General features: G+C 59.9%; 19 protein-coding genes. 18 read left to right on the top strand and 1 reads right to left on the bottom strand.

What is annotated here, in order from left to right:
* Positions 1–123 precede the first annotated feature (123 nt).
* The 3 genes from cysJ to F3I21_RS15845 are packed head-to-tail and all read left to right on the top strand — an operon-like array spanning position 124 to position 4,381.
* Entirely contained in the window at positions 124–1,926 is a 1,803-nt protein-coding gene (cysJ, locus tag F3I21_RS15855) for an NADPH-dependent assimilatory sulfite reductase flavoprotein subunit (protein ID WP_150059298.1), read from the top strand.
* The gene (cysI, locus tag F3I21_RS15850; RefSeq protein ID WP_021507358.1) at positions 1,926–3,650 is read left to right on the top strand and encodes an assimilatory sulfite reductase (NADPH) hemoprotein subunit; all 1,725 of its coding nucleotides are present in this window, start codon (positions 1,926–1,928) and stop codon (positions 3,648–3,650) included. The genes cysJ and cysI overlap by 1 nt, the downstream gene beginning before the upstream one ends.
* Entirely contained in the window at positions 3,647–4,381 is a 735-nt protein-coding gene (locus F3I21_RS15845; protein ID WP_058759741.1) for a phosphoadenylyl-sulfate reductase, read from the top strand. Before cysI ends, F3I21_RS15845 begins: the two co-directional genes overlap by 4 nt.
* A gap of 57 nt (positions 4,382–4,438) precedes the next feature.
* On the opposite strand, the gene F3I21_RS15840 is transcribed toward F3I21_RS15845, so the two are convergent.
* A complete protein-coding gene (locus F3I21_RS15840) occupies positions 4,439–5,458 on the bottom strand; it encodes an aminopeptidase (protein ID WP_058775990.1) in 1,020 nt (339 codons plus the stop codon).
* A gap of 248 nt (positions 5,459–5,706) precedes the next feature.
* Here F3I21_RS15840 and cysG point away from each other — a divergent pair, with 248 nt between their 5' ends.
* The 15 genes from cysG to F3I21_RS15765 all read left to right on the top strand — a co-directional run bounded on the left by cysG (position 5,707) and on the right by F3I21_RS15765 (position 21,213).
* Positions 5,707–7,122 carry a siroheme synthase CysG gene (cysG, locus tag F3I21_RS15835; protein WP_150059297.1) on the top strand — a complete coding sequence of 472 codons (1,416 nt, stop codon included), beginning with the start codon at positions 5,707–5,709 and terminating at the stop codon, positions 7,120–7,122.
* Between the two features lie 9 nt (positions 7,123–7,131).
* Positions 7,132–8,040 carry a sulfate adenylyltransferase subunit CysD gene (gene cysD, locus F3I21_RS15830; protein WP_150059296.1) on the top strand — a complete coding sequence of 303 codons (909 nt, stop codon included), beginning with the start codon at positions 7,132–7,134 and terminating at the stop codon, positions 8,038–8,040.
* A 10-nt stretch (positions 8,041–8,050) separates the two neighbouring features.
* Positions 8,051–9,478, top strand: a complete 1,428-nt coding sequence (cysN, locus tag F3I21_RS15825) for a sulfate adenylyltransferase subunit CysN (RefSeq protein ID WP_058759743.1) — start codon at positions 8,051–8,053, stop codon at positions 9,476–9,478.
* Complete coding sequence (gene cysC, locus F3I21_RS15820) at positions 9,478–10,083, top strand: adenylyl-sulfate kinase (RefSeq protein WP_021507352.1); 606 nt, start codon at positions 9,478–9,480, stop codon at positions 10,081–10,083. Before cysN ends, cysC begins: the two co-directional genes overlap by 1 nt.
* A gap of 54 nt (positions 10,084–10,137) precedes the next feature.
* On the top strand, positions 10,138–10,458 hold the full coding sequence (locus F3I21_RS15815) for a DUF3561 family protein (RefSeq protein ID WP_021507351.1): 321 nt from the start codon (positions 10,138–10,140) through the stop codon (positions 10,456–10,458).
* 170 nt (positions 10,459–10,628) lie between these two features.
* Complete coding sequence (gene ftsB / locus F3I21_RS15810; protein WP_021507350.1) at positions 10,629–10,946, top strand: cell division protein FtsB; 318 nt, start codon at positions 10,629–10,631, stop codon at positions 10,944–10,946.
* 3 nt (positions 10,947–10,949) lie between these two features.
* Positions 10,950–11,666: a 2-C-methyl-D-erythritol 4-phosphate cytidylyltransferase gene (ispD, locus tag F3I21_RS15805; protein WP_150059295.1), complete on the top strand. Its 717-nt coding sequence runs from the start codon at positions 10,950–10,952 to the stop codon at positions 11,664–11,666.
* Positions 11,666–12,148 carry a 2-C-methyl-D-erythritol 2,4-cyclodiphosphate synthase gene (ispF, locus tag F3I21_RS15800; RefSeq protein WP_031279680.1) on the top strand — a complete coding sequence of 161 codons (483 nt, stop codon included), beginning with the start codon at positions 11,666–11,668 and terminating at the stop codon, positions 12,146–12,148. Before ispD ends, ispF begins: the two co-directional genes overlap by 1 nt.
* Complete coding sequence (gene truD / locus F3I21_RS15795) at positions 12,145–13,188, top strand: tRNA pseudouridine(13) synthase TruD (protein ID WP_150059294.1); 1,044 nt, start codon at positions 12,145–12,147, stop codon at positions 13,186–13,188. Before ispF ends, truD begins: the two co-directional genes overlap by 4 nt.
* Before the next feature lie 15 nt (positions 13,189–13,203).
* Positions 13,204–14,247 carry a LacI family DNA-binding transcriptional regulator gene (locus F3I21_RS15790; RefSeq protein WP_150059293.1) on the top strand — a complete coding sequence of 348 codons (1,044 nt, stop codon included), beginning with the start codon at positions 13,204–13,206 and terminating at the stop codon, positions 14,245–14,247.
* Positions 14,248–14,405: 158 nt separating this feature from the next.
* Complete coding sequence (locus tag F3I21_RS15785) at positions 14,406–15,476, top strand: SIS domain-containing protein (protein ID WP_150059292.1); 1,071 nt, start codon at positions 14,406–14,408, stop codon at positions 15,474–15,476.
* Positions 15,477–15,506: 30 nt separating this feature from the next.
* A complete protein-coding gene (locus F3I21_RS15780) occupies positions 15,507–16,874 on the top strand; it encodes a PTS transporter subunit EIIC (RefSeq protein ID WP_150059291.1) in 1,368 nt (455 codons plus the stop codon).
* A gap of 79 nt (positions 16,875–16,953) precedes the next feature.
* Positions 16,954–18,345 carry an OprD family outer membrane porin gene (locus tag F3I21_RS15775; protein ID WP_150059290.1) on the top strand — a complete coding sequence of 464 codons (1,392 nt, stop codon included), beginning with the start codon at positions 16,954–16,956 and terminating at the stop codon, positions 18,343–18,345.
* Positions 18,346–18,356: 11 nt separating this feature from the next.
* Positions 18,357–20,201 carry a glycoside hydrolase family 9 protein gene (locus F3I21_RS15770; protein WP_150059289.1) on the top strand — a complete coding sequence of 615 codons (1,845 nt, stop codon included), beginning with the start codon at positions 18,357–18,359 and terminating at the stop codon, positions 20,199–20,201.
* A 385-nt stretch (positions 20,202–20,586) separates the two neighbouring features.
* Entirely contained in the window at positions 20,587–21,213 is a 627-nt protein-coding gene (locus F3I21_RS15765; protein ID WP_021507341.1) for a protein-L-isoaspartate(D-aspartate) O-methyltransferase, read from the top strand.
* Positions 21,214–21,376: the final 163 nt, after the last annotated feature.

The raw sequence follows: 21,376 nt of genomic DNA, 5'->3' as shown, positions 1-21,376 counted from the left end.
CTTAGTCATTTTGGTTATTTATTATGTCGAAGCCTTATTTAATCGTTAATATACAGGCCGGTAACCTACCCACTCTTCCGCCGCTTCCCGGTACGGATTTCTGACACTGGAATTTTTAACGCGATGACGACTCAGGCACCCCCAGCGATGCTTCCGCTATCCCCGGAGCAAATTGCGCGCTTACAGGCCGCGACCACCGATTTCAATCCAACGCAGCTGGCATGGCTCTCTGGCTACTTCTGGGGCATGGTTAATCAGGCACCGGGCACCGTTGCCGCGCCTGCGCCAGTCGCCGCTGAGGTGCCGGGCATTACGCTGATCTCCGCCTCCCAAACCGGCAATGCGCGCCGGCTGGCCGAGCAGCTGCGTGACGATTTGCTGGCGGCGAAACTGAGCGTCAACCTGGTGAATGCCGGCGACTATAAATTCAAACAGATCGGTCAGGAAAAACTGCTGGTCATCGTGACCTCAACGCAGGGCGAGGGCGAACCGCCGGAAGAGGCGGTAGCGCTGCATAAATTCCTGCTGTCGAAGAAAGCGCCGAAGCTGAGCGATACCGCCTTTGCCGTGTTTGGTCTTGGCGATACCTCCTATGAATTTTTCAGTCAGGCCGGTAAAGACTTCGACCAGCGTCTGGCCGAACTGGGCGGCGAACGCCTGCTGGATCGCGTGGATGCCGATGTTGAATACAGCGAGCTGGCCAGCGCCTGGCGTCTGCAGCTCACCGATATTCTCAAAGCGCGCGTGCCGGCGGAACCGGCAGCGCAGCTGGCAGCCAGCGCGGCTGGCAGCGTCAATCTGGTGGACAGCAGTCCTTACACCAAAGAAGCGCCGCTCACCGCCAGCTTTGCTCTGAACCAGAAAATTACCGGTCGCAACTCAGATAAAGACGTGCGCCATATCGAAATCGATCTGGGTGATTCCGGTCTGCGTTACCAGCCAGGCGATGCGCTCGGCGTATGGTATGAAAACGATGCGGAACTGGTGCAGGAGCTGCTGCAGCTAGTATGGCTGAAAGGCGATGAGCAGGTCGAGGTGCGCGGAGAAACTCTGCCGCTGGCCGAGGCGCTGCAGAAACATTTTGAGCTGACGGTCAACACGCCGCAGATTGTCGAGCAGTATGCAGCCCTGTCGCGCAACGAGGCGCTGCTGGCGCTGGCGGGCGACAAGCCGAAGCTGCAAAGCTTCGCGCAGAGTTTCCCGATTGTCGACATGGTGCGCCAGGCACCCACCGAACTGAACGCCGGTCAGCTGACTGGCCTGCTGCGTCCGCTGACGCCGCGGCTTTACTCCATCGCCTCGTCGCAGGCGGAGAACGAAACCGAAGTGCATATCACCGTCGGCGCGGTGCGTTATGAAATTGACGGCCGTCAGCGCGGCGGCGGCGCGTCCACCTGGCTGGCCGATCGGCTGGAAGAAGATGGCGAAATCCGCGTGTTCATTGAGCATAACGATAATTTCCGCCTGCCGGCCAATCCGGATGCGCCGGTGATCATGATCGGCCCGGGCACCGGCATTGCCCCGTTCCGCGCCTTCATGCAGCAGCGTGAAAACGACGGTGCCAGCGGTAAAAACTGGCTGTTCTTTGGTAATCCGCACTTCACCGAAGATTTCCTCTATCAGGTAGAGTGGCAGAAATACGTTAAAGACGGTCTGCTGACCCATATCGATCTGGCGTGGTCACGCGATCAGGCCGAAAAGATTTACGTACAGGATAAAATCCGCGCCAGAGGGGCGGAAGTGTGGCGCTGGATTGAAGAGGGCGCGCACCTGTACGTCTGCGGCGACGCCAATCGCATGGCGAAAGACGTTGAACAGGCATTACTGGATGTGGTGGTCGAACACGGCGGCATGGATCGTGAAACCGCTGACGAATTTTTAAGTGAGCTGCGCATTGAGCGCCGTTATCAGCGAGACGTTTACTAATGAGCGAAAAACATCCTGGACCGCTGGTGGTTGAAGGCAAACTTTCCGACGCCGAGCGTCTGAAAAAGCAGAGCAACTACCTGCGCGGCACCATTTTAGAAGATCTCGACAATGGCCTGACCGGCGGCTTTACCGGCGATAACTTCCTGCTGATCCGTTTTCACGGCATGTACCAGCAGGATGACCGCGACATCCGCGCCGAGCGCGCTGCGCAGAAGCTGGAGCCACGTCATGCGATGATGCTGCGCTGCCGTCTGCCGGGCGGCATCATCACGCCAACGCAGTGGCTGGCGATTGATAAATTTGCCACCGACAAAACGCTGTACGGCAGCATCCGCCTGACTAACCGTCAGACGTTCCAGTTTCACGGCATTCTGAAGAAGAACGTCAAGCCAACTCACCAGATGCTGCATGAAGTCGGACTGGACGCGCTGGCTACCGCCAACGACGTCAACCGTAACGTGCTGTGTACCTCGAACCCGGTGGAGTCAGAGCTGCATCAGGAAGCGTACGAGTGGGCGAAAAAGCTTTCCGAGCATCTGCTGCCGCAGACGCGCGCCTACGCCGAGATCTGGTGGGATCAGGAGAAGGTCGCCACCACCGATCAGGAGCCGATCCTCGGTGAGACCTATCTGCCACGTAAGTTTAAAACCACCGTTGTGGTACCGCCGCATAACGATGTCGACCTGCATGCGAACGATCTGAACTTCATCGCCATTGCGGAGAACGGCAAGCTGATTGGCTTTAACCTGCTGGTCGGTGGCGGTTTGTCGATTGAGCACGGCAACAAAGCCACTTACGCGCGCACCGCCAGCGAGTTTGGCTACCTGCCGGTGGAGAAGATCCTTGATGTGGCTGCAGCGGTGGTCACCACGCAGCGCGACTGGGGTAACCGTACCGATCGTAAAAATGCCAAAACCAAATACACGCTGGAGCGCGTCGGCGTCGAGACCTTTAAAGCCGAAGTCGAGAAGCGTGCCGGCCTGACCTTCGAGCCGATTCGCCCATACGAATTTACCACCCGTGGCGATCGCATCGGCTGGGTGAAGGGCATCGACAAGAAATGGCACCTGACGCTGTTTATCGAAAACGGTCGCCTGCTGGATTATCCGGGCCGTCCGCTGAAGCGCGGTATTGCGGAGATTGCCAAAGTGCATCAGGGCGATTTCCGCCTGACCGCCAATCAGAACCTGATTGTGGCCGGCGTACCGGAGGCGCAGAAAGCGCAGATCGAAGCCATTGCGCGTGAGCACGGCCTGATGGAAGCGGTCACGCCGCAGCGTGAAAACTCCATGGCCTGCGTGGCTTTCCCGACCTGTCCGCTGGCGATGGCTGAAGCCGAACGCTTCCTGCCATCCTTCGTCAGCAAAGTGGAGGAGATCATGCACCGCCACGGCGTCGGCGAAGAGCACATAGTGTTACGCGTTACCGGTTGTCCGAACGGCTGCGGGCGTGCCATGCTGGCCGAACTGGGCCTGGTGGGCAAAGCGCCGGGCCGTTACAACCTGCATATTGGTGGTAATCGCATCGGCACGCGCATCCCGCGCATGTACCGCGAAAACATCACGGAAAACGAAATCCTCGCCAGCATCGATGAGCTGGTGGCGCGCTGGGCCAGCGAGCGCACGGCGGATGAAGGGTTTGGTGACTTCGTGATTCGCGCGGGCATTGTGCAGCCGGTGGTCGATCCCGCCCGTGATTTCTGGGACCCGGAGGCAGTATGACACTACCCGATCTCGCCAGCCTGAACAGCGGCAGCAAAGTCGATCGCATCATGGCGCTGGCGGAAAGCAACGTCCAGCTGGAAAAGCTCTCCGCCGAACAGCGCGTCAGCTGGGCGCTGGAGCAGCTGCCAGGCGCCTTTGTGCTGTCGTCGAGTTTTGGTATTCAGGCGGCGGTGCTGTTGCACATGGTCACGCAGCAGCGCCCGGATATTCCGGTAATCCTCACCGATACCGGTTATCTGTTCCCTGAGACCTACCGCTTCATCGATGAGCTGACGCAGCAGCTGAACCTGAATCTGCAGATCTTCCGCGCCGAAACCTCACCGGCGTGGCAGGAAGCGCGCTACGGCAAGCTGTGGGAGCAGGGCGTTGAAGGGATCGAGCAGTACAACCAGCTGAACAAAGTCGAGCCGATGAACCGCGCGCTGCAAACGCTGGGTGCGCAGACCTGGTTTGCCGGCCTGCGCCGCGATCAGTCCGGCAGCCGTGCCAGCCTGCCGGTACTGGCCGTGCAGCGTGGCGTGTTCAAAATCCTGCCGATCATCGACTGGGATAATCGTCAGGTGCACCAGTATCTGAAGCAGCATGGGCTGAAGTACCATCCGCTGTGGGACGAAGGTTACCTCTCCGTGGGCGACACGCACACCACGCGCAAGTGGGAGCCGGGGATGGCTGAGGAAGAGACGCGCTTTTTCGGCCTCAAACGAGAGTGCGGGTTACACGAAGGCTGACGGGCGCAATTGCTGCGAGTGCGCATCGGTGCGCACCCGCAAAAAACCGGCAGGATCTTACAACGTCGGATTAGCCAGCTCCGTCAGCAGCGGCTGCAAAATACGTACGCTGTCGCGCGTGCGCTGATGGATGCGCCCCGGCAGCCAGTGGTCGATGTAAGTCAGATTATCGCGCCCGGTCTGGTGGCGCACCGTACCCTCCGGAAAATGCGGTGACCGCGCGCGCTGCTGCTCACCGGCTTTATTGCCCAGCGCCCAGTTGGCTGCGGTGACGTCCAGCAGTGGAATCCCGGCTTTATCAAACGGATTAACGCCCGGGTAGTCGCGTGCGGTCAGCACGTGGCTGGCGGCCGTGATGCCGTAACGGTGTGCAATCTGCAGGGCGCGCGCGCTGGTCTGCTTGCGTACTGCCGCTGGCGTATTCATGCCGTTATTAAAGTAGAGGCGATCGCCAACGATCAGGCTATTCAGATCGATCACCAGCAGCGTATCTTTCTTCTCCTGCACGCTCATGCGCGCCAGATAATCATCCATACCGTGTAAACCGGCTTCGCCTGCGCTCAGTGCCACAAAGCGCACGCCATAGTGCAGCGGCGTTTGACTCAGCGCCTGCGCCAGCTCCAGCATTACGCCCAGCCCGGAAGCGTTATCGTCCACGCCCTGCAAACGCAGGCCGCCGAGATTATTGTCTGCCTCGTGCTGGCTGAGCGGCGTCCAGGTATCCAGATGGGTGACGATCAGAATCTCCTGCGGCACGCTGCCGGCGCGTGCGGCGATCACCGAGGTCGCCGTCACTTTATGGCGGCGCGTGATGCCCTGTTTCTCCAGCCAGTTGTAGCTGGTATTAAACTGCCGGGTATTGCTCTGATAACCAAGCTGAGTGAACTGCTGCTGCAGATAATCTGCCGTCATCAGCTCGGCGGGGCTGCCGCTCATGCGGCCGGGGAAATAGGTAGCGATGTGACGCAGCTGCTGTTCGGCAAAGTGGCCAGGGGCGATCGCTGCAGCCTGCGCCAAAAGAGGCAAACCGCCGGCAATCAGTGCTGCCAGCACGCTGCGGCGGAGAGTGGCAAACATAGTGGTTGTCCTTTTCTGACATCCCGTCAGGGTAAAAAAATTCTGAGTTAGTATGAAACTGTGACGCCGCCTGCACAATTTGTATCGCTCCGAAACACCAGCAATATCATTTGTTAAGCACAAATTGTTATCAGCAATCCCGTTGCGTTATTCCATTTGGTAACTACTCATGCTAATTCGTAATTTCATCTGCCAGAAGGCGGGGACGTATAGTCACGTTAACTTATTGTAAAACTAACAAGGTTAACGTGGATTACTTGCCTCTCTTTGCCGATCTCAAAAACCGTCCGGTGCTGGTGGTCGGCGGTGGCGAAATCGCTGCGCGTAAAATTGAGCTGCTGCGGCGTGCCGGTGCGCACGTGCGGGTGGCCGCGCGCGAGCTCGGCCATGAACTGCAGGCGCTGCGCGATATTAACGCCATCGAGTGGATTGATCAGCACTTCGACGCGGCGCAGCTGGACGATGTTTTCCTCGTGATTGCCGCCACCGACGATAACGCCCTCAACGCGCAGGTATTTGATGCCGCCAATGCGCGCCACAAGCTGGTGAATGTGGTCGACGACCAGCCGAAATGCAGCTTTATCTTCCCGTCGATTGTCGATCGCTCACCGCTGGTGGTGGCGATCTCCTCCAGCGGCACCGCGCCGGTGCTGGCGCGTCTGCTGCGTGAAAAAATCGAAGCGCTGCTGCCCGCCAATCTCGGGCAGATGGCCGAAGTGGCCGGTCAGTGGCGCGACAAAGTCAAACAGCGCTACCACAAAATGTCTGACCGTCGTCGCTTCTGGGAGCGGGCTTTTAATGGCCTGTTTGCCAGCCAGATGGCGGCGGGTAACGTCAACGAGGCGCGCCGCACGCTCGATCGCGAACTGGAAAACACCTCCGATAATCAGGGTGAAATCACGCTGGTCGGTGCCGGCCCGGGCGACAGTGGTCTGCTGACGCTGCGCGGGCTGCAGGTGATGCAGCTGGCCGATGTGGTGCTGTATGACCATCTGGTCAGCGACGAGGTGCTGGAGCTGGTAAGACGCGATGCCGATCGTATCTGCGTCGGCAAACGCGCCGGCGCCCATTCGGTGCCGCAGGAAGAGACCAATCAGCTGCTGGTGACGCTGGCGCAGCAGGGCAAGCGCGTGGTGCGCCTGAAAGGCGGCGATCCGTTTATTTTTGGCCGCGGCGGCGAAGAGCTGCAGGCGGCGCAGGCAGCGGGCATTTCGTTCCAGGTGGTGCCGGGCATCACCGCGGCCGCGGGTGCTACCGCATATGCCGGTATTCCGTTAACCCACCGCGATTATGCCCAGAGCGTGCTGTTTATTACCGGTCACTGCCGCGCCGACGGCGACGGTATCGACTGGCCGTCGCTGGCGCGCGCGCGGCAGACGCTGGCAATTTACATGGGCACGGTGAAAGCGGCGGAAATTGCCGCCGGGCTGATCGAACACGGCCGCGCGCCGTCAACGCCAGTGGCGGTGATTGGTCGCGGCACGCGCCAGGATCAACAGGTGCTGACCGGCACCTTAGCACAACTCGAGGCGCTGGCAGCTGCCGCGCCGACGCCAGCGCTATTAGTGATTGGCGAAGTGGTGAATCTGCACGGGCAACTTGCCTGGTTCCAACATTCGGCACAGCAGGGGGCTCGCGAGTCCGCCGTTGTCAATTTGGCTTGAGGAAAAATTATGGACCAAAATCGTCTCACTCATCTGCGCCAGCTGGAGGCAGAGAGTATCCATATCATCCGCGAGGTGGCGGCCGAGTTCAGCAATCCGGTGATGATGTACTCCATCGGTAAAGACTCCTCGGTGATGCTGCATCTGGCGCGCAAAGCCTTCTATCCGGGCACGCTGCCGTTTCCGCTGCTGCACGTTGATACCGGCTGGAAATTCCATGAAATGTACGAGTTCCGCGATCGCACCGTGAAAGCGATGGGCGCAGAGCTGCTGGTGCACCGTAACCCGGAAGGCGTGGCGATGGGCATTAACCCGTTCGTGCACGGCAGCGCCAAACATACCGACATCATGAAAACCGAGGGCCTGAAGCAGGCGCTGAACAAATATGGTTTTGATGCAGCGTTCGGTGGTGCACGTCGTGACGAAGAGAAGTCGCGCGCCAAAGAGCGTATCTATTCGTTCCGCGATCGTTTCCACCGCTGGGATCCGAAGAACCAGCGTCCGGAGCTGTGGCACAACTACAATGGCCAGATCAACAAAGGCGAAAGCATTCGCGTGTTCCCGCTCTCCAACTGGACCGAGCTGGATATCTGGCAGTACATCTTCCTGGAAAACATCGAAATCGTGCCGCTGTACCTGGCTGCACCGCGCCCGGTACTGGAGCGCGACGGCATGCTGATGATGATTGATGACGATCGTATCAACCTGCAGCCGGGAGAAGTGATTAAGCAGCGTATGGTGCGCTTCCGTACCCTCGGCTGCTGGCCGCTGACCGGCGCGGTGGAATCCGAGGCGCAGACGCTGCCGGAAATCATTGAAGAGATGCTGGTCTCCACCACCAGTGAACGTCAGGGGCGCGTGATTGACCGCGACCAGGCCGGTTCGATGGAACTGAAAAAACGTCAGGGTTATTTCTAAGGAGACGCCGATGAATACCGTTATTGCCCAACAGATTGCCGAGCAGGGCGGCGTTGAAGCCTGGCTGACCGCGCAACAACACAAAAGCCTGCTGCGTTTCCTCACCTGCGGCAGCGTCGACGACGGCAAAAGTACGCTGATTGGCCGTCTGCTGCACGATACGCGCCAGATTTATGAAGATCAGCTGTCGTCGCTGCACAATGACAGCAAACGCCACGGCACCCAGGGCGAGAAACTCGATCTGGCGCTGCTGGTTGATGGCCTGCAGGCCGAGCGCGAGCAGGGCATCACTATCGATGTGGCCTATCGCTATTTCTCCACCGAGAAGCGCAAATTCATCATCGCCGACACGCCGGGGCACGAGCAGTACACCCGCAACATGGCGACCGGTGCCTCAACCTGCGATCTGGCGATCCTGCTGATCGATGCGCGCAAAGGCGTGCTGGATCAGACCCGTCGCCACAGCTTTATTGCCACGCTGCTGGGCATCAAACATCTGGTGGTGGCGATCAACAAGATGGATCTGGTGGCGTACAGCCAGGAGACCTTCGAGCAGATCAAACAGGATTACCTCGATTTTGCCGCGCAGCTGCCGGACGATCTTGATATCCGCTTTGTGCCGATGTCGGCGCTGGAAGGCGATAACGTCGCCACCCCGAGCGTAACCATGCCGTGGTACAGCGGCCCGACGCTGCTCGACGTGCTGGAGACGGTAGAGCTTAAGCGCGTGGTCGACACGCAGCCGATGCGCTTCCCGGTGCAGTATGTTAACCGGCCGAACCTCGACTTCCGTGGCTATGCCGGTACGCTGGCGTCGGGCGTGGTCAGCGTCGGCCAGCGGGTGAAAGTGCTGCCGTCCGGCGTGGAATCCAGCGTTGCGCGTATCGTCACCTTTGACGGCGACCTGCAGCAGGCGGCCGCCGGTGAGGCGATTACCCTGGTGCTGAACGATGAGATCGACATCAGCCGTGGCGATCTGCTGGTGGATGCCGCAGCCGATTTGCAGGCGGTGCAGTCCGCGACCGTCGACGTGGTGTGGATGGCGGAACAGCCGCTGCAGCCGGGACAAAGCTATGAAGTGAAAATTGCCGGCAAGAAAGCGCGTGGCCGCATCGAAAAGATTCTCCATCAGGTAGAGATCAATACGCTGGAAAAACGCGCGGTCGACAGCCTGCCGCTCAACGGCATCGGTCTGGTAGAAGTGACGTTTGATGAACCGATGGTGCTGGATGCTTACCAGCAGAACCCAGTGACCGGCGGCATGATCTTTATCGATCGCCTGAGCAACGTGACCGTCGGCGCCGGCATGATCCATCAGCCGCTGAGCGCCGCGCGCAGTCAGGCTGGCCAGTACAGTGATTTCGAGCTGGAGCTGAACGCGCTGGTGCGCCGTCACTTCCCGCACTGGAACGCGCGCGACCTGCTGGGCGGTCAGTAATGGCGCAGCACGACGAAAACGTGGTGTGGCATGACCATCCGGTCACGCGCGCTGAACGCGAACAGCAGCACGGCCATCGTGGTGTGGTGCTGTGGTTTACCGGGCTCTCTGGCTCGGGTAAATCCACCGTGGCCGGTGCGCTGGAGCAGGCGCTGCACCGGCTGGGCGTCAGCACCTATCTGCTGGACGGCGACAATGTGCGTCACGGCCTGTGCCGCGATCTCGGTTTCAGCGATGAAGACCGCAAAGAGAATATCCGGCGCGTGGGCGAAGTGGCGAAACTGATGGTGGATGCCGGACTGGTGGTGCTGACGGCGTTCATCTCGCCGCACCGTGCCGAGCGCCAGATGGTACGCGATCTGCTCGGTGACGGGCAGTTTATCGAGGTGTTCGTCGATACGCCGCTGGCGGTGTGCGAAGCACGCGATCCGAAAGGCTTGTATAAAAAAGCCCGTGCCGGCGAGCTGCGTAACTTCACCGGTATCGACAGCGTTTACGAGGCGCCGGACGCGCCGGAAATCCAGCTGGATGGTGAACAATTGGTTACAAAACTGACCGGCCAATTGTTAGACCTGCTGCGCCACCACGATATCATCAGATCCTGAACCGACAGCGGCAAATCTCACGGTTTGCCGCGCTTTAGCGTCAACAGGATCTCTATGCAGAACGTTACCCCCATGCTGGCACGCAAAGATGAACGCACCCCGGATGAGCCACGCTCATCGCTGCCGGGCGGCGTGATCGGCTTTCTCTCGTACTGGTGTGCGCTGGGCATCCCGTTTCTGCTGTACGGCTCTAACACGCTGTTTTTCTTTCTCTACACCTGGCCTTTTTTCCTTGCGCTGCTGCCGGTTTCGGTGCTGATTGGCATCGTGCTCAGCCTGATGCTGCGTGGCCGGCTGTGGTGGAGCGGCCTGATTACCGCCCTGGTGGTGGTGTGCCTGTTCTGGCTGCTATTCTCCTTTCTCTCCGGCTGGTAATCCGGCGCTGATGTGCAAACGCATCGGCAGGTTACAAAACTTTACCTGCCGTCCGGCGCTTTCTCCGTCATTATTTGTCCAGACAAATCTGCTTGCGCGCCATTTTCGCTGCCGCAGTGGAGTCCGGCGTCAAGTTATGGGATGATTGAGCCGTTTTTCAGGGGGCGGGGATGGGAAAACTGACGTTACTGCTGCTCGTGCTGCTGGGATGGTTGCAATACTCTCTGTGGCTGGGCAAGAACGGTATCCATGATTACACGCGCGTCAGCGAAGACGTGGCGTCACAACAGGCGAATAACGCCAAACTCAAAGCGCGTAACGATCAGCTGTTTGCCGAAATTGACGATCTCAATGGCGGTTCAGAGGCGATTGAGGAACGCGCACGCAGCGAGCTGGGCATGATCAGGCCTGGCGAGACTTTCTATCGTCTGGTGCCAGACCAAAACAAACGTAATGCGCAACAAGCGGCGCAGAACCAACAACGATAAACCATGAATCAGCTCTCTTCCTCTGCGGATGTGATTGCCGTGGTGCCGGCTGCCGGTATCGGCAGCCGCATGCAGGCCGCCTGTCCGAAGCAGTATCTCACCATCGGTCCGTTAACCCTGCTCGAGCACAGCGTGGCGCGCCTGCTGGCGCATCCGGCGGTAAAGCAGGTGGTGGTGCCAGTCAGCCCGGATGACGGCTGGTTCGATAGCCTGCCGCTGGCTCAGGATGCCCGCGTACTGCGCGTCACCGGCGGCGAAACCCGCGCCGAGTCGGTGCTGGCCGGATTACAGACCATCCGCCACAGCGCCTGGGTGCTGGTGCACGACGCGGCGCGTCCGTGCCTGCATCCCCATGATTTAGCGCGTTTGCTGGCGGTGCGTGAGCACAGCAAAGTCGGCGCGATTCTGGCGGCACCGGTGCGCGACACCATGAAGCGCGCGGAGCCTGGCAAAGGTGCCATTGCGCATACCGTTGAACGCGATGACTTATGGCATGCGCTGACGCCGCAGTTTTTCCCGCATGCGCTGCTGACAGCCTGCCTGACGCGCGCGCTCAATGAAGGCGCGACCATCACCGATGAAGCCTCGGCGCTGGAGTATTGCGGTTATCATCCTGAGCTGGTCAGCGGACGCAGCGACAATATTAAGGTAACGCGGCCGGAAGATCTGGCGCTGGCGGCCTTCTATCTCACTCAGATTCAGTTAAAGGAGCACGCATGATGCGTATCGGTCACGGTTTTGACGTGCACGCGTTTGGCGGCGAAGGTCCGCTGGTGATTGGCGGGGTGCGTATTCCCTTCGAACAGGGCTTTATTGCGCATTCAGACGGCGATGTGGCGCTGCATGCGCTGACCGACGCGCTGCTGGGCGCGGTGGCAATGGGCGACATCGGCAAACTGTTCCCGGATACCGATCCGGCATTCAAAGGCGCCGACAGCCGCGGTTTGCTGCGCGAAGCCTGGCGCCGCATCCAGCAGAAGGGCTACCGCATCGGCAACGTTGATGTCACCATCATCGCTCAGGCACCGAAAATGCTGCCGCACGTGCCGCAGATGCGCGTCAACATCGCCGAAGATCTCGGTTGCCACATGGATGATGTCAACGTCAAAGCCACCACCACCGAGAAGCTGGGCTTCACCGGTCGCGGTGAAGGCATTGCCTGCGAAGCCGTGGCGCTGCTGGTGAAGGCCGATCGGGCATGAGTGAGCTGCTCTACCTGCACGGCGTGCCCGCTGCCACCGGGGTAATCAAAGCCAGTCCCGAAGATTTCGTGGTAATTGAAGATCTCGGCTATCCCTATGACGGCGAAGGCGAGCAGCTGCTGGTGCGCATCCGCAAAATTGGCTGCAACACGCGTTTTGTCGCTGAGGCGATCGCCAAATTCCTCGGCGTGCATCAGCGCGATCTCAGCTATGCCGGCATGAAAGATCGCCATGCGGTCACCGAGCAGACGCTGTGCTTCCGCGTGCCGGGCACGGCGATGCCCAACCTTGCCGGCTTCCAGCTGGAAGGCGTGGAGATCCTGCAGGTGATTCGCCACAAGCGTAAACTGCGCACCGGCGCGCTGGCGGGCAATGCGTTTCGTCTGGTGGTACGTCAGGTGTCCGATCGCGCGCAGGTGGAATCGCGGCTGCAGCGGATTCAGCAGCAGGGCGTGCCCAACTACTTTGGCGAACAGCGCTTTGGCCGCGGCGGCAATAACCTGACGCAGGCGCGGCTGTGGGCAGACGACAAATTCCGTCCACGCGACCGCAGTATGAAAGGCATTCTGCTGTCGGCGGCGCGCAGCCAGCTGTTCAATCAACTGACCAGCGCGCGCCTGCAGCGTGACGGTGCGCTGGATCGCGTGCAGCCCGGCGATGCGCTGCAGCTCAGCGGGCGCGGCAGCTGGTTTGTTGCCCAGACGGACGAGTTACCTGCGCTGCAGCAGCGTGTGGATAACCACGAGCTGCGCATCACCGCGCCGCTGGCCGGACGCGGCGAGCTGGGCACTCAGGGCGAAACGCTGGCGTTTGAACAGCAGCAACTGGCGGGCGCGGCCGATCTGCTCGGCCTGCTGGAGCGTGAACGCGTCGATGCGGCGCGGCGCGCCATGCTGGTGGTGCCGAAAGATCTGCAATGGAACTGGTGGGATGACGTCACGCTCGAGCTGCAGTTCTGGCTGCCGGCCGGCAGTTTTGCCACCAGCGTAGTGCGTGAGCTGCTGAGCAACGGCGCGGCGGCCCCGCTCGGCGACGAATAAGCGAACCCGGCGACGATGAGCAAAAATCTTACCATCAAGGATATTGCCGTACTCGCCGGTGTATCGATCACTACCGTCTCGCGCGTGCTCAATAAGCATGCGTGGGTGTCGGAAAAAACCCGCACGCGGGTGGAACAGGTGATCGCCGAGCATCAGTTCAGCCCCAACCTGATGGCGCGCGGCATGATATCGCGCCAGAGCTATACGCTCGCGGTGATCGTCTCTGACATCACTAACCCTTACTTCGTCACGCTGGTGGCGCAGATTCAGCAGGCCTGTCTGGCCATCGGTTACAAAATCACCCTGTACGATACCCAGTCGGCCAACCGTAGCCCTCAGCACGACGATGACGAAAGCGCGATTTTTCAGTCGATTATCGATAGCCAGATCGATGGGGTGATCGTGCTCGGCGGCCACAGCGACTATGCGCCGATTCCGGCCGGCTACCTGACGCTGCTGGAATCGCTGATGGACAAAATGGCGGTGGTGGTGGTGGGGCAGCCGCATCCTGCTGGCCGCTGGCCGTGCGTGATGCGCGACCAGCAGCACTGCGTCGGGCTGGCGGTGAATCATTTGCTGGCGCGCGGCCTGCGTGATATCGCGTTTATTGGCGGTTCGCGCAAAGTGTGGGTGACGCGCGAGCGCGTCAGTCATTTCCACGCCACGCTGCAGCAGGCCGGCATTACGCCGCGCGACAGCTGGATCTGCCTGAATAACTTCTATCCTGAACACGGCTATCAGGCGGTTGATACGCTGTGGCAGCAGGCAGAGCAACCGCAGGCGCTGGTGGCAATCAACGATCGCGTGGCGATGGGCGCGATCCGCGCGCTACGCGATCGCGGCATTGACGTGCCTGAGCAGATAGCGGTAATCAGCTGTGAGCGCTTCCCCGGCAGCGAGTATTTTATCCCGCGCCTGACCAGTGTCGATCACCAGAATCCGCAGCTGGGGCAAAACATTATCACCATGATGATGGCGCAGCTGGACGGCAGCTTAAGCCCGCACGCGCGCTGCAGCGCACCGCTAAAGCCGGTATTGATCCCCGGCGAATCCGCCTGATCTTCTCCCCTTAAACGTTCCGCCTGCTTTCGTTGCGCTTTGTTAGCGCGATCGCAATTTCACGATCCTCACGTTGACTTAATATGCGCCATTAAATAAGTTGGCTCGCAACCTGAAAACGTTTTCAGGTTGGCGGGAAAACAGTTTAAGGAGCGGTAATGAAACCCACCATGATGACCTACATCCACCAGCAACCCGAGGTGCTGAGCCATCTGCTGGCGTGCTATCCGCAGGGATTACCGGTGCTGGGCAAGGCAAAAACAGTGCTGATTCTGGCCACCGGCTCCAGCATCAACGCCGCGCTCAGCGCCAAATATTACGTTGAGCAACTGACCGGCGTACGCATCAGCGTGCAGGAGCCGTTCCATTTTCAGCACTACGAGCAGTGGGATCCGGCGACCGATCTGGTGATCGCGATTTCACAGAGCGGCGAGAGCACTTCGACGCTGGCGGCGATCGACGCGCTGAAAAAACAGCACGGCGTGGCAACCTGGGGCATCACCAGCAAAATCACCAGTCCGCTGGCGCAGGCGGTGGATCACGCCGTAGACATCATGAACGGCGAAGAGCGCGTCGGGTATGTCACCAAAGGCTATGTCGCCACGATCCTGACGCTGATGCTGATTGGCGTGCACAGTGCGCGCCACAGCGGTCGCCTCAGCGCAGAGCAGGAGCAGCAGGCGCTGACGCAACTGCAGCACGGCGTCGACGCGATTCCGGACATCATCGCCCGCACCGAGCGTTTCTGGCAGCGCTGGCAGGACGATCTCACTGCGGCGCCACGCTTTATCTCGATTGGCTTTGGTCCGGCGATTGGCGTGATCAAAGAGATGGAGACCAAATTCAGCGAAACGGTGCGCGTGCCGTCGCAGGGCATTGAACTGGAAGCATTCATGCACGGCCCCTATTTCGAAATCAATCCGCAGCACCGGCTGTTCTTTATCGATGTCGAGGCGCCGGTGCGCGAACGCCTGCAGCTGCTGCGCCAGTATGAGCAGCGCGTGACGCCGCACGTCTGGAGCCTGTGTCTCGGGGAGAGCGATGATGCGCGCACGCTGGCACTCGGCGTGGAGGTCAGCGAATGGATGGCGCCGCTGCTGATGGTGATTCCGTTCCAGATCCTCGCGCATCACATCGCTGAAGCCAAAGGCAACAATCTGCCGCAGCGCATATTCACTGATTTTGGCGTGGCGATGAAGAGCAAAACCAAACCGGGTGATTACGACTAACGCCGGGCGCGAGCCATAAGGATAACAACAATGAAACTCGATTACGTGAAGCTGGCGCAGGCCATCAGGGAACAGGTCGGCGGCGACGATAATATCAGCCACATTTCACACTGCGCCACGCGACTGCGGCTGACGATAAACGATCTGGCCAGTGTCGATATGCCGGCCATCAGTAGCCTGCCGGGCGTCATCCGCGTGGTGAACGCGTCCGGGCAGCTGCAGATTGTGGTCGGGCCGCAGGTCGAACAGCTGTATCAGGCGATGCAGCAGGGCGCAGCGCCGGTGGCCGAACCGGTGAAGCCCGGCAAAGACGAGCGCGGCGTCGCGGGTAAAATGCTGGCCACGCTCGGCGCTATCTTTACGCCCTACATTGGCGTACTGGCTGGCATCGGGGTGATCAAAGGCATCATGGTGCTGCTGCAGACGCAGGGCTGGGTGGCGGACGATGACCTGCTGTTCGCCATGTTCAACGCGCTGGCCAGCGGGGTGTTTGTCTTTCTGCCGCTGTTTATTGCGGTTACCGCGGCAGACCGTTTCGGTACCAGCCGTTTCACCGCGCTGGCGCTGACGGCGGCGATGGTGTTTCCGCTGACCCAGCCGGATCTGCCGGCGCACTTTGCGCTGTTCGGCCTGAGCATCAGCCTGAAGATTTACGGCGGCGCGGTGATTCCGGCGATTCTGGCGGTGCTGCTGCTGAGCAAGGTTGAGCGCCGGCTGAAACAGTGGATCCCAGAGGTGGCAGCGCTGGTGTTTGTGCCGTGCCTGTCGCTGCTGATTTGCGGCTTTGTGGTGTTCACGGTGATTGGCCCGCTGGCAGATTACGTTGGTGTCGGCATCGCCAGCGGCTACAGCTGGCTCTATCAGCTCAGCCCGATGATCTCCGGCGCACTGCTGGCGGGCATTGGTCAGCTATTTGTGGTGTTTGGTGTCCACTGGGGCATCATCCCGCTGGCGCTGATCAATATTCAGGTGCAGGGCTACGACACCATCATGGCGATGTTTATGTCGGCGGTGATGGGCCAGTTTGGCGCGGTTACCGGCGCGATCTTCATCGCCCGCAGCCTGCGCGACCGGCAGATTGCAATCTCGGCGTCGCTGTCAGCGTTCTTTGGCATTACCGAACCGGCGCTGTACGGCGTCAATCTCAAGTACCGCATGCTGTTTATCTTCGGCTGCATCGGCGCGGCGCTCGGCGGTGGCATCACCGGGCTGCTGCAGGTGAAAACCTACAGTTTCCTGCCGGTGCTGAACGTGTTTGAACTTGGCCTGTTCGAAGGTCCTGAGTCGAAGATGATCTATGAAGTGGCGGCAATTGCCGTGGCTTTCCTCACCCCATTCATTCTGACGCTGATTTACGGCCGCTGGACGCTGCGCAGCGTGAATAAAACCGGCGCCTGATGCGCTGATTTGTTAACACCAAAACAGGGAAATCGCATGCGGCTGCTTCGCAGGGCCGCGTGCACCTTAAGGAAAGGTCATGAACACATTCACCAGGAGAAAAAAGGCAGCGCTGCTGCCGCTGGCCACCCTGATGCTGGGCGCGGCACCGCCGGCGCTGGCGGAAGGATTTGTTGAAGACAGCACGCTGGAGGGCACCGTCTATTACTGGCAGCGCCACCGTGAGCGTAAAGATCTCGATCCGCACAGCACGCACTATCAGCACTATCAGACCAACCTGCATCACAGCACGCTGACCGGCGCGCTCGATTATCAGTCCGGCTATCTGGCCGATACCGTGGGCATTGATGTGGCAGCCTTCGCCACCTGGGATCTGTTTGAAGGCAGCCCGGCGCATCCCAACGAGATCAGCTTCAGTCACGGGCCTTCGATGTGGGAAGACCGTGGAGTTGGCGAACGTAACGGGCTGGATCTCTACCGTGCAGCGCTGAAACTCAAAGCCGGCGACTACTGGCTGCGGGCCGGTTATATCCAGCCGAGCGGTCAGACGCTGCTTGGCACCCAATGGGGATTTCTGCCCGGCACCTACCAGGGCGTGGAAGTCGGAGCGGTCTATGACTATGGCGCTGCCGGCGCGCTGTCGCTGTCGTGGATGGGCGCCAACAAGTACAAAGCACCGTGGTATCGCAAAATGTACGAGTTTCGCGAAATCGACCGGCAAACACGCATTCCTTATCTGCACTCGCTGGGCGCGAAGTATGACTTCAAAAATGGCAACACGCTGGAGCTGGCGTGGGGTGAATCTCCGCATTATCTCGACAAATATTTCGCCAAAGCGGCGCGTCAGACCACGCTGTGGGATAACCCGTTCAGCGTCAGCTGGCAGTTCTACGGCTCGCAGGATCGTACCGGTCGGCATGATGTTTACGATGAGTTTGCCTGGCAGCAGGGCCTGACGCTGGCGTACCAGTGGGATCGCTACCAGTTCCGGCTGGAGGGCAGCGCAGTACACGCACCGGGGAAACAGGGTTACTACACCGTGGCGATGACGCCGATCTATCCCAACTCCGCGGGCCGCATCGATATGTGGTGGGATTCGCGCTCTGACTTCAACGCCGACGGCGAAAAAGCGCTGTTTGCAGGCCTGATGATCGATCTCAGCGACATCGTCTGGCCGGGCGTCAGCATCGGTGGCTCGTTTGCCTGGGGCTGGGACGGTAAACCGGCGCGCGGTGGCGACTGGTCGCAGCAGCAGCGTCTGACGGAAACCGCCATCAATGGCGATCTGGTGTGGCAGGTGCAGTCCGGCTGGGCCAAAGACACGGTATTTAAGCTGCATCTCACCGCCTACAACAACCATAGCGATAACCCCAGCTGGGGCGGCGGCTATGGCAACGTTTTCCAGGATGAAAAGGACGTCAAATTCATGATGATTGCCCCTTTTAGCCTGTTCAATCACTCACGACACTAAGGATGATGACCATGAGGATTCGCTTCTCCGCGCTGACCGTAGCGCTGTTACTGGCCGGGCTGGCGCACGCCGAAACCCACGTTTTAATCAATCAGGTCGGCTACGATGTTGCCGCGCCGAAAAACGCCATCGTGCAGCTGACCGGCGACTCGCGCGCTAAACCGCCGGTGAAATTTACCCTGCTGGATAATGAGACCAATAAAGCGGTGCTGAGCGGCACGCTGCAGCCGCAGGGTGATGTGCCGGGCTGGGGCGATCGCACCTTCTATCGTGCCGATTTCTCCGGCTGGCAAACGCCGGGCCGCTACGTGCTGCAAACCACCAGCAGCGACGGCGATGTGCGCTCCGGGCCGTTCATTATTGGTGCCGATCTGCTCGAGCGCTATACGCTGTCCGATGTAATTGCCTATTTCAAAAGCCAGCGCGTCACCGGCCTGTTCGATAAGGCGGACCGCAAACTGCCGCTGCCACCGGGCACCGGCAGCGGCACGGTTGACGTCCACGGCGGCTGGTATGACGCCACCGGCGATTACGGCGTGCACCTGTCGCACCAGAATCTGACCTCTTATTTCAATCCGCAGCAGGCGCCGCTGGTGGCGTGGAGTTTATTGCGCGGTTATCAAAATCTCGGGGCGCGTGACAACCCGAACTTTGATGAGTATCGCCGGCGCATGCTCGACGAAGGGCTGTACGGTGCCGATTTCCTGGTGCGCATGAAGCGGCCGGGGGAATCCTTCTTCCAGGCGATCTCCTCGCCGGGCAAAGAGAAGCTGGCTCAGGACCGGGTGATCGCCAATCCCAACTGGCGCACGCAGATCAAAGAGAAGGAGTCAGATTCCACCATTGTTGAAGAAGAGGCGGTCGGCCCGCTGGCGTGGCAGGCCAGCTTCCGCTCGGGTGCCGGCATGTCAATTGCCGCGCTGGCGCTGGCCAGCACCATGGAGAATGACGGTAACTTCACGCGGCAGCAGTATCTGCAAACCGCAGAAGATGCCTTTGCCTTCCTGCAGAAAAATAATCTGCGCATGGTGAACGACGGCAAAGAGAACATCGTGGATGATTACACTGCGCTGCTGGCGGCTACCGAGCTGTACCGCGCCTCGCAAAAAGCGGTGTATCTGGCTGCGGCGCAGCAGCGCGCGGAGAGCCTGATGGCGCGACTGACGTCGCTGGATAACTGGCATGACTACTGGCGTGCCGACGGCGAAAAACGCCCGTTCTTCCATCCGTCCGATGCCGGTCTGCCGGTGATCGCGCTGCTGGAGTACGCGCGCATCGCGCCGCAGGCGCAGCAGGCGAACATCCGCCAGACGGTGAAACGCTCGCTGAGCTTTGAACTGGCAGTCACCAAAGAGAGCAGTAACCCGTTTGGCTATGCGCGCCAGCTGATTCAGCTGAAAGACGGCGTGAAGCGCACCAGCTTCTTTTTCCCGCACGACAGCGAAGCTGCGCCGTGGTGGCAGGGCGAAAACGCGCGTATCGCCTCGCTGGCCGCCGCCGCCCGTCAGGCGATGCCACTGTTCGCGGACGATAAAGCCTTTACGCAGCAACTGCAGAGCTATGCCTGGGATCAGCTCAACTGGATCCTCGGTCATAATCCGTACGACGTCAGCATGCTGACCGGCAGCGGCTATCGTCACATCAGCTATCTGTTCTTCAATTCGTGGAAATACACCACGCTGCCGGGCGGTATCGTCAACGGCATCACCGGCGCGTCGAATCAGGTGGCGGACGGCATCGCCTTTGATGAAGGTTATGCGGTCACACGGAAGGATGACGACTGGCGCTGGGCGGAAGGCTGGCTGCCGCACTCGGCCTGGTATCTGTATGCGGTGAGCTTACCGGATCGTCACTGAGGTGATAAATCAGCCCGGCTTTTCGCCGGGCTTTTTACCGGTTGCCATTGCGTTTGACTGCTTATTGTTGCGACAACTGCCGACGGTTGCGTGATTTACGCCTACCACTTCCCGCGCCTCACCGCTAGAATGCAAACATCCTTGTGCCGCCAGCGCAGGACCGCTTGCGCCGCTGAAGGCGCAAAACGGGCGCGGCGGTCGGTGGACCGGTTAATGAAAAAGGTCAGAATCAGATGCGGATACGGCTCAGCAACGATGATGGAATTCAGACTCCCGGCATTGGCGTGTTCCCTGGCGTGAAGACATTACGACAGGTTGATCCTGGCGCCGGCGCGGCGCGGAAGAGGGCAGGCGACGGGCTGTACCAGGCTGAGGTGAACCCGGCATGGTAAACCGGCGCATCGAAACGCTTCTGGCCCAACTGCGCACGCAGGGTATTCACGATGAGCATCTGCTGAAAGCCATCGCTGATGTCCCGCGTGAACGCTTTATTGACGAGGCTTTTGAACATAAAGCCTGGGAGAATGTGGCGCTGCCAATTGGCAACGGCCAGACCATTTCTCAGCCTTATATGGTGGCGCGCATGACGGCGCTGCTGGAACTGAACCCGACTTCGCGCGTGCTGGAAATTGGCACCGGTTCGGGTTATCAGACCGCCATTCTCGCGCATCTGGTTAACCACGTTTACTCGGTTGAACGCATCAAAGGGCTGCAGTGGCAGGCGAAACGCCGCCTGAAGCAGCTCGATCTGCATAACATTTCCACACGCCACGGCGACGGCTGGCAGGGCTGGGCCGCGCGGGGGCCGTTTGATGCCATTATTGTGACTGCCGCACCGCCAGAAATTCCGACTGCGCTGATAGCGCAACTGGGAGAAGGCGGCAAAATGGTGCTGCCGGTGGGTGAGGACCAGCAGGTACTTAAGCGCCTGCGTCGTCAGGGTGGTGAAATCATTGAAGAAACGATTGAGCCGGTGCGCTTTGTGCCGCTGGTTCAGGGCGATCTGGCATAAAGCCATCTTACGTATTTCTTCACAATCGTTACATGGCATGGCGCAGTTGATATTGTTACTATCCTTGTTAATCAATGCGAAAGCGCGTTTTTGACGGCACAGACAGTGAATCATGCGGTCAACGTCGACACACAGTTTTATCCAGGATTGCCATCACGGGGGA

The organism is Pantoea sp. B_9 (assembly GCF_008632015.1).
GTDB classification, from domain to species: Bacteria; Pseudomonadota; Gammaproteobacteria; order Enterobacterales; family Enterobacteriaceae; genus Pantoea; species Pantoea dispersa.
This window is presented reverse-complemented; position numbering and strand designations above follow the sequence as displayed.

Bases quoted from the DNA above. Each gene is read 5' to 3' on its own strand.
- cysJ (WP_150059298.1), top strand. From the start codon at position 124: ATGACGACTCAGGCACCCCCAGCGATGCTTCCGCTATCCCCGGAGCAA.
- ispF (WP_031279680.1), top strand. From the start codon at position 11,666: ATGCGTATCGGTCACGGTTTTGACGTGCACGCGTTTGGCGGCGAAGGT.
- F3I21_RS15780 (WP_150059291.1), top strand. From the start codon at position 15,507: ATGAAACTCGATTACGTGAAGCTGGCGCAGGCCATCAGGGAACAGGTC.
- F3I21_RS15765 (WP_021507341.1), top strand. From the start codon at position 20,587: ATGGTAAACCGGCGCATCGAAACGCTTCTGGCCCAACTGCGCACGCAG.
- F3I21_RS15845 (WP_058759741.1), top strand. From the start codon at position 3,647: ATGACACTACCCGATCTCGCCAGCCTGAACAGCGGCAGCAAAGTCGAT.
- cysN (WP_058759743.1), top strand. From the start codon at position 8,051: ATGAATACCGTTATTGCCCAACAGATTGCCGAGCAGGGCGGCGTTGAA.
- F3I21_RS15770 (WP_150059289.1), top strand. From the start codon at position 18,357: ATGAGGATTCGCTTCTCCGCGCTGACCGTAGCGCTGTTACTGGCCGGG.
- F3I21_RS15775 (WP_150059290.1), top strand. From the start codon at position 16,954: ATGAACACATTCACCAGGAGAAAAAAGGCAGCGCTGCTGCCGCTGGCC.
- ftsB (WP_021507350.1), top strand. From the start codon at position 10,629: ATGGGAAAACTGACGTTACTGCTGCTCGTGCTGCTGGGATGGTTGCAA.
- F3I21_RS15840 (WP_058775990.1), bottom strand. From the start codon at position 5,458: ATGTTTGCCACTCTCCGCCGCAGCGTGCTGGCAGCACTGATTGCCGGC.
- cysC (WP_021507352.1), top strand. From the start codon at position 9,478: ATGGCGCAGCACGACGAAAACGTGGTGTGGCATGACCATCCGGTCACG.
- cysI (WP_021507358.1), top strand. From the start codon at position 1,926: ATGAGCGAAAAACATCCTGGACCGCTGGTGGTTGAAGGCAAACTTTCC.
- F3I21_RS15785 (WP_150059292.1), top strand. From the start codon at position 14,406: ATGAAACCCACCATGATGACCTACATCCACCAGCAACCCGAGGTGCTG.
- F3I21_RS15815 (WP_021507351.1), top strand. From the start codon at position 10,138: ATGCAGAACGTTACCCCCATGCTGGCACGCAAAGATGAACGCACCCCG.
- cysD (WP_150059296.1), top strand. From the start codon at position 7,132: ATGGACCAAAATCGTCTCACTCATCTGCGCCAGCTGGAGGCAGAGAGT.
- truD (WP_150059294.1), top strand. From the start codon at position 12,145: ATGAGTGAGCTGCTCTACCTGCACGGCGTGCCCGCTGCCACCGGGGTA.
- ispD (WP_150059295.1), top strand. From the start codon at position 10,950: ATGAATCAGCTCTCTTCCTCTGCGGATGTGATTGCCGTGGTGCCGGCT.
- F3I21_RS15790 (WP_150059293.1), top strand. From the start codon at position 13,204: ATGAGCAAAAATCTTACCATCAAGGATATTGCCGTACTCGCCGGTGTA.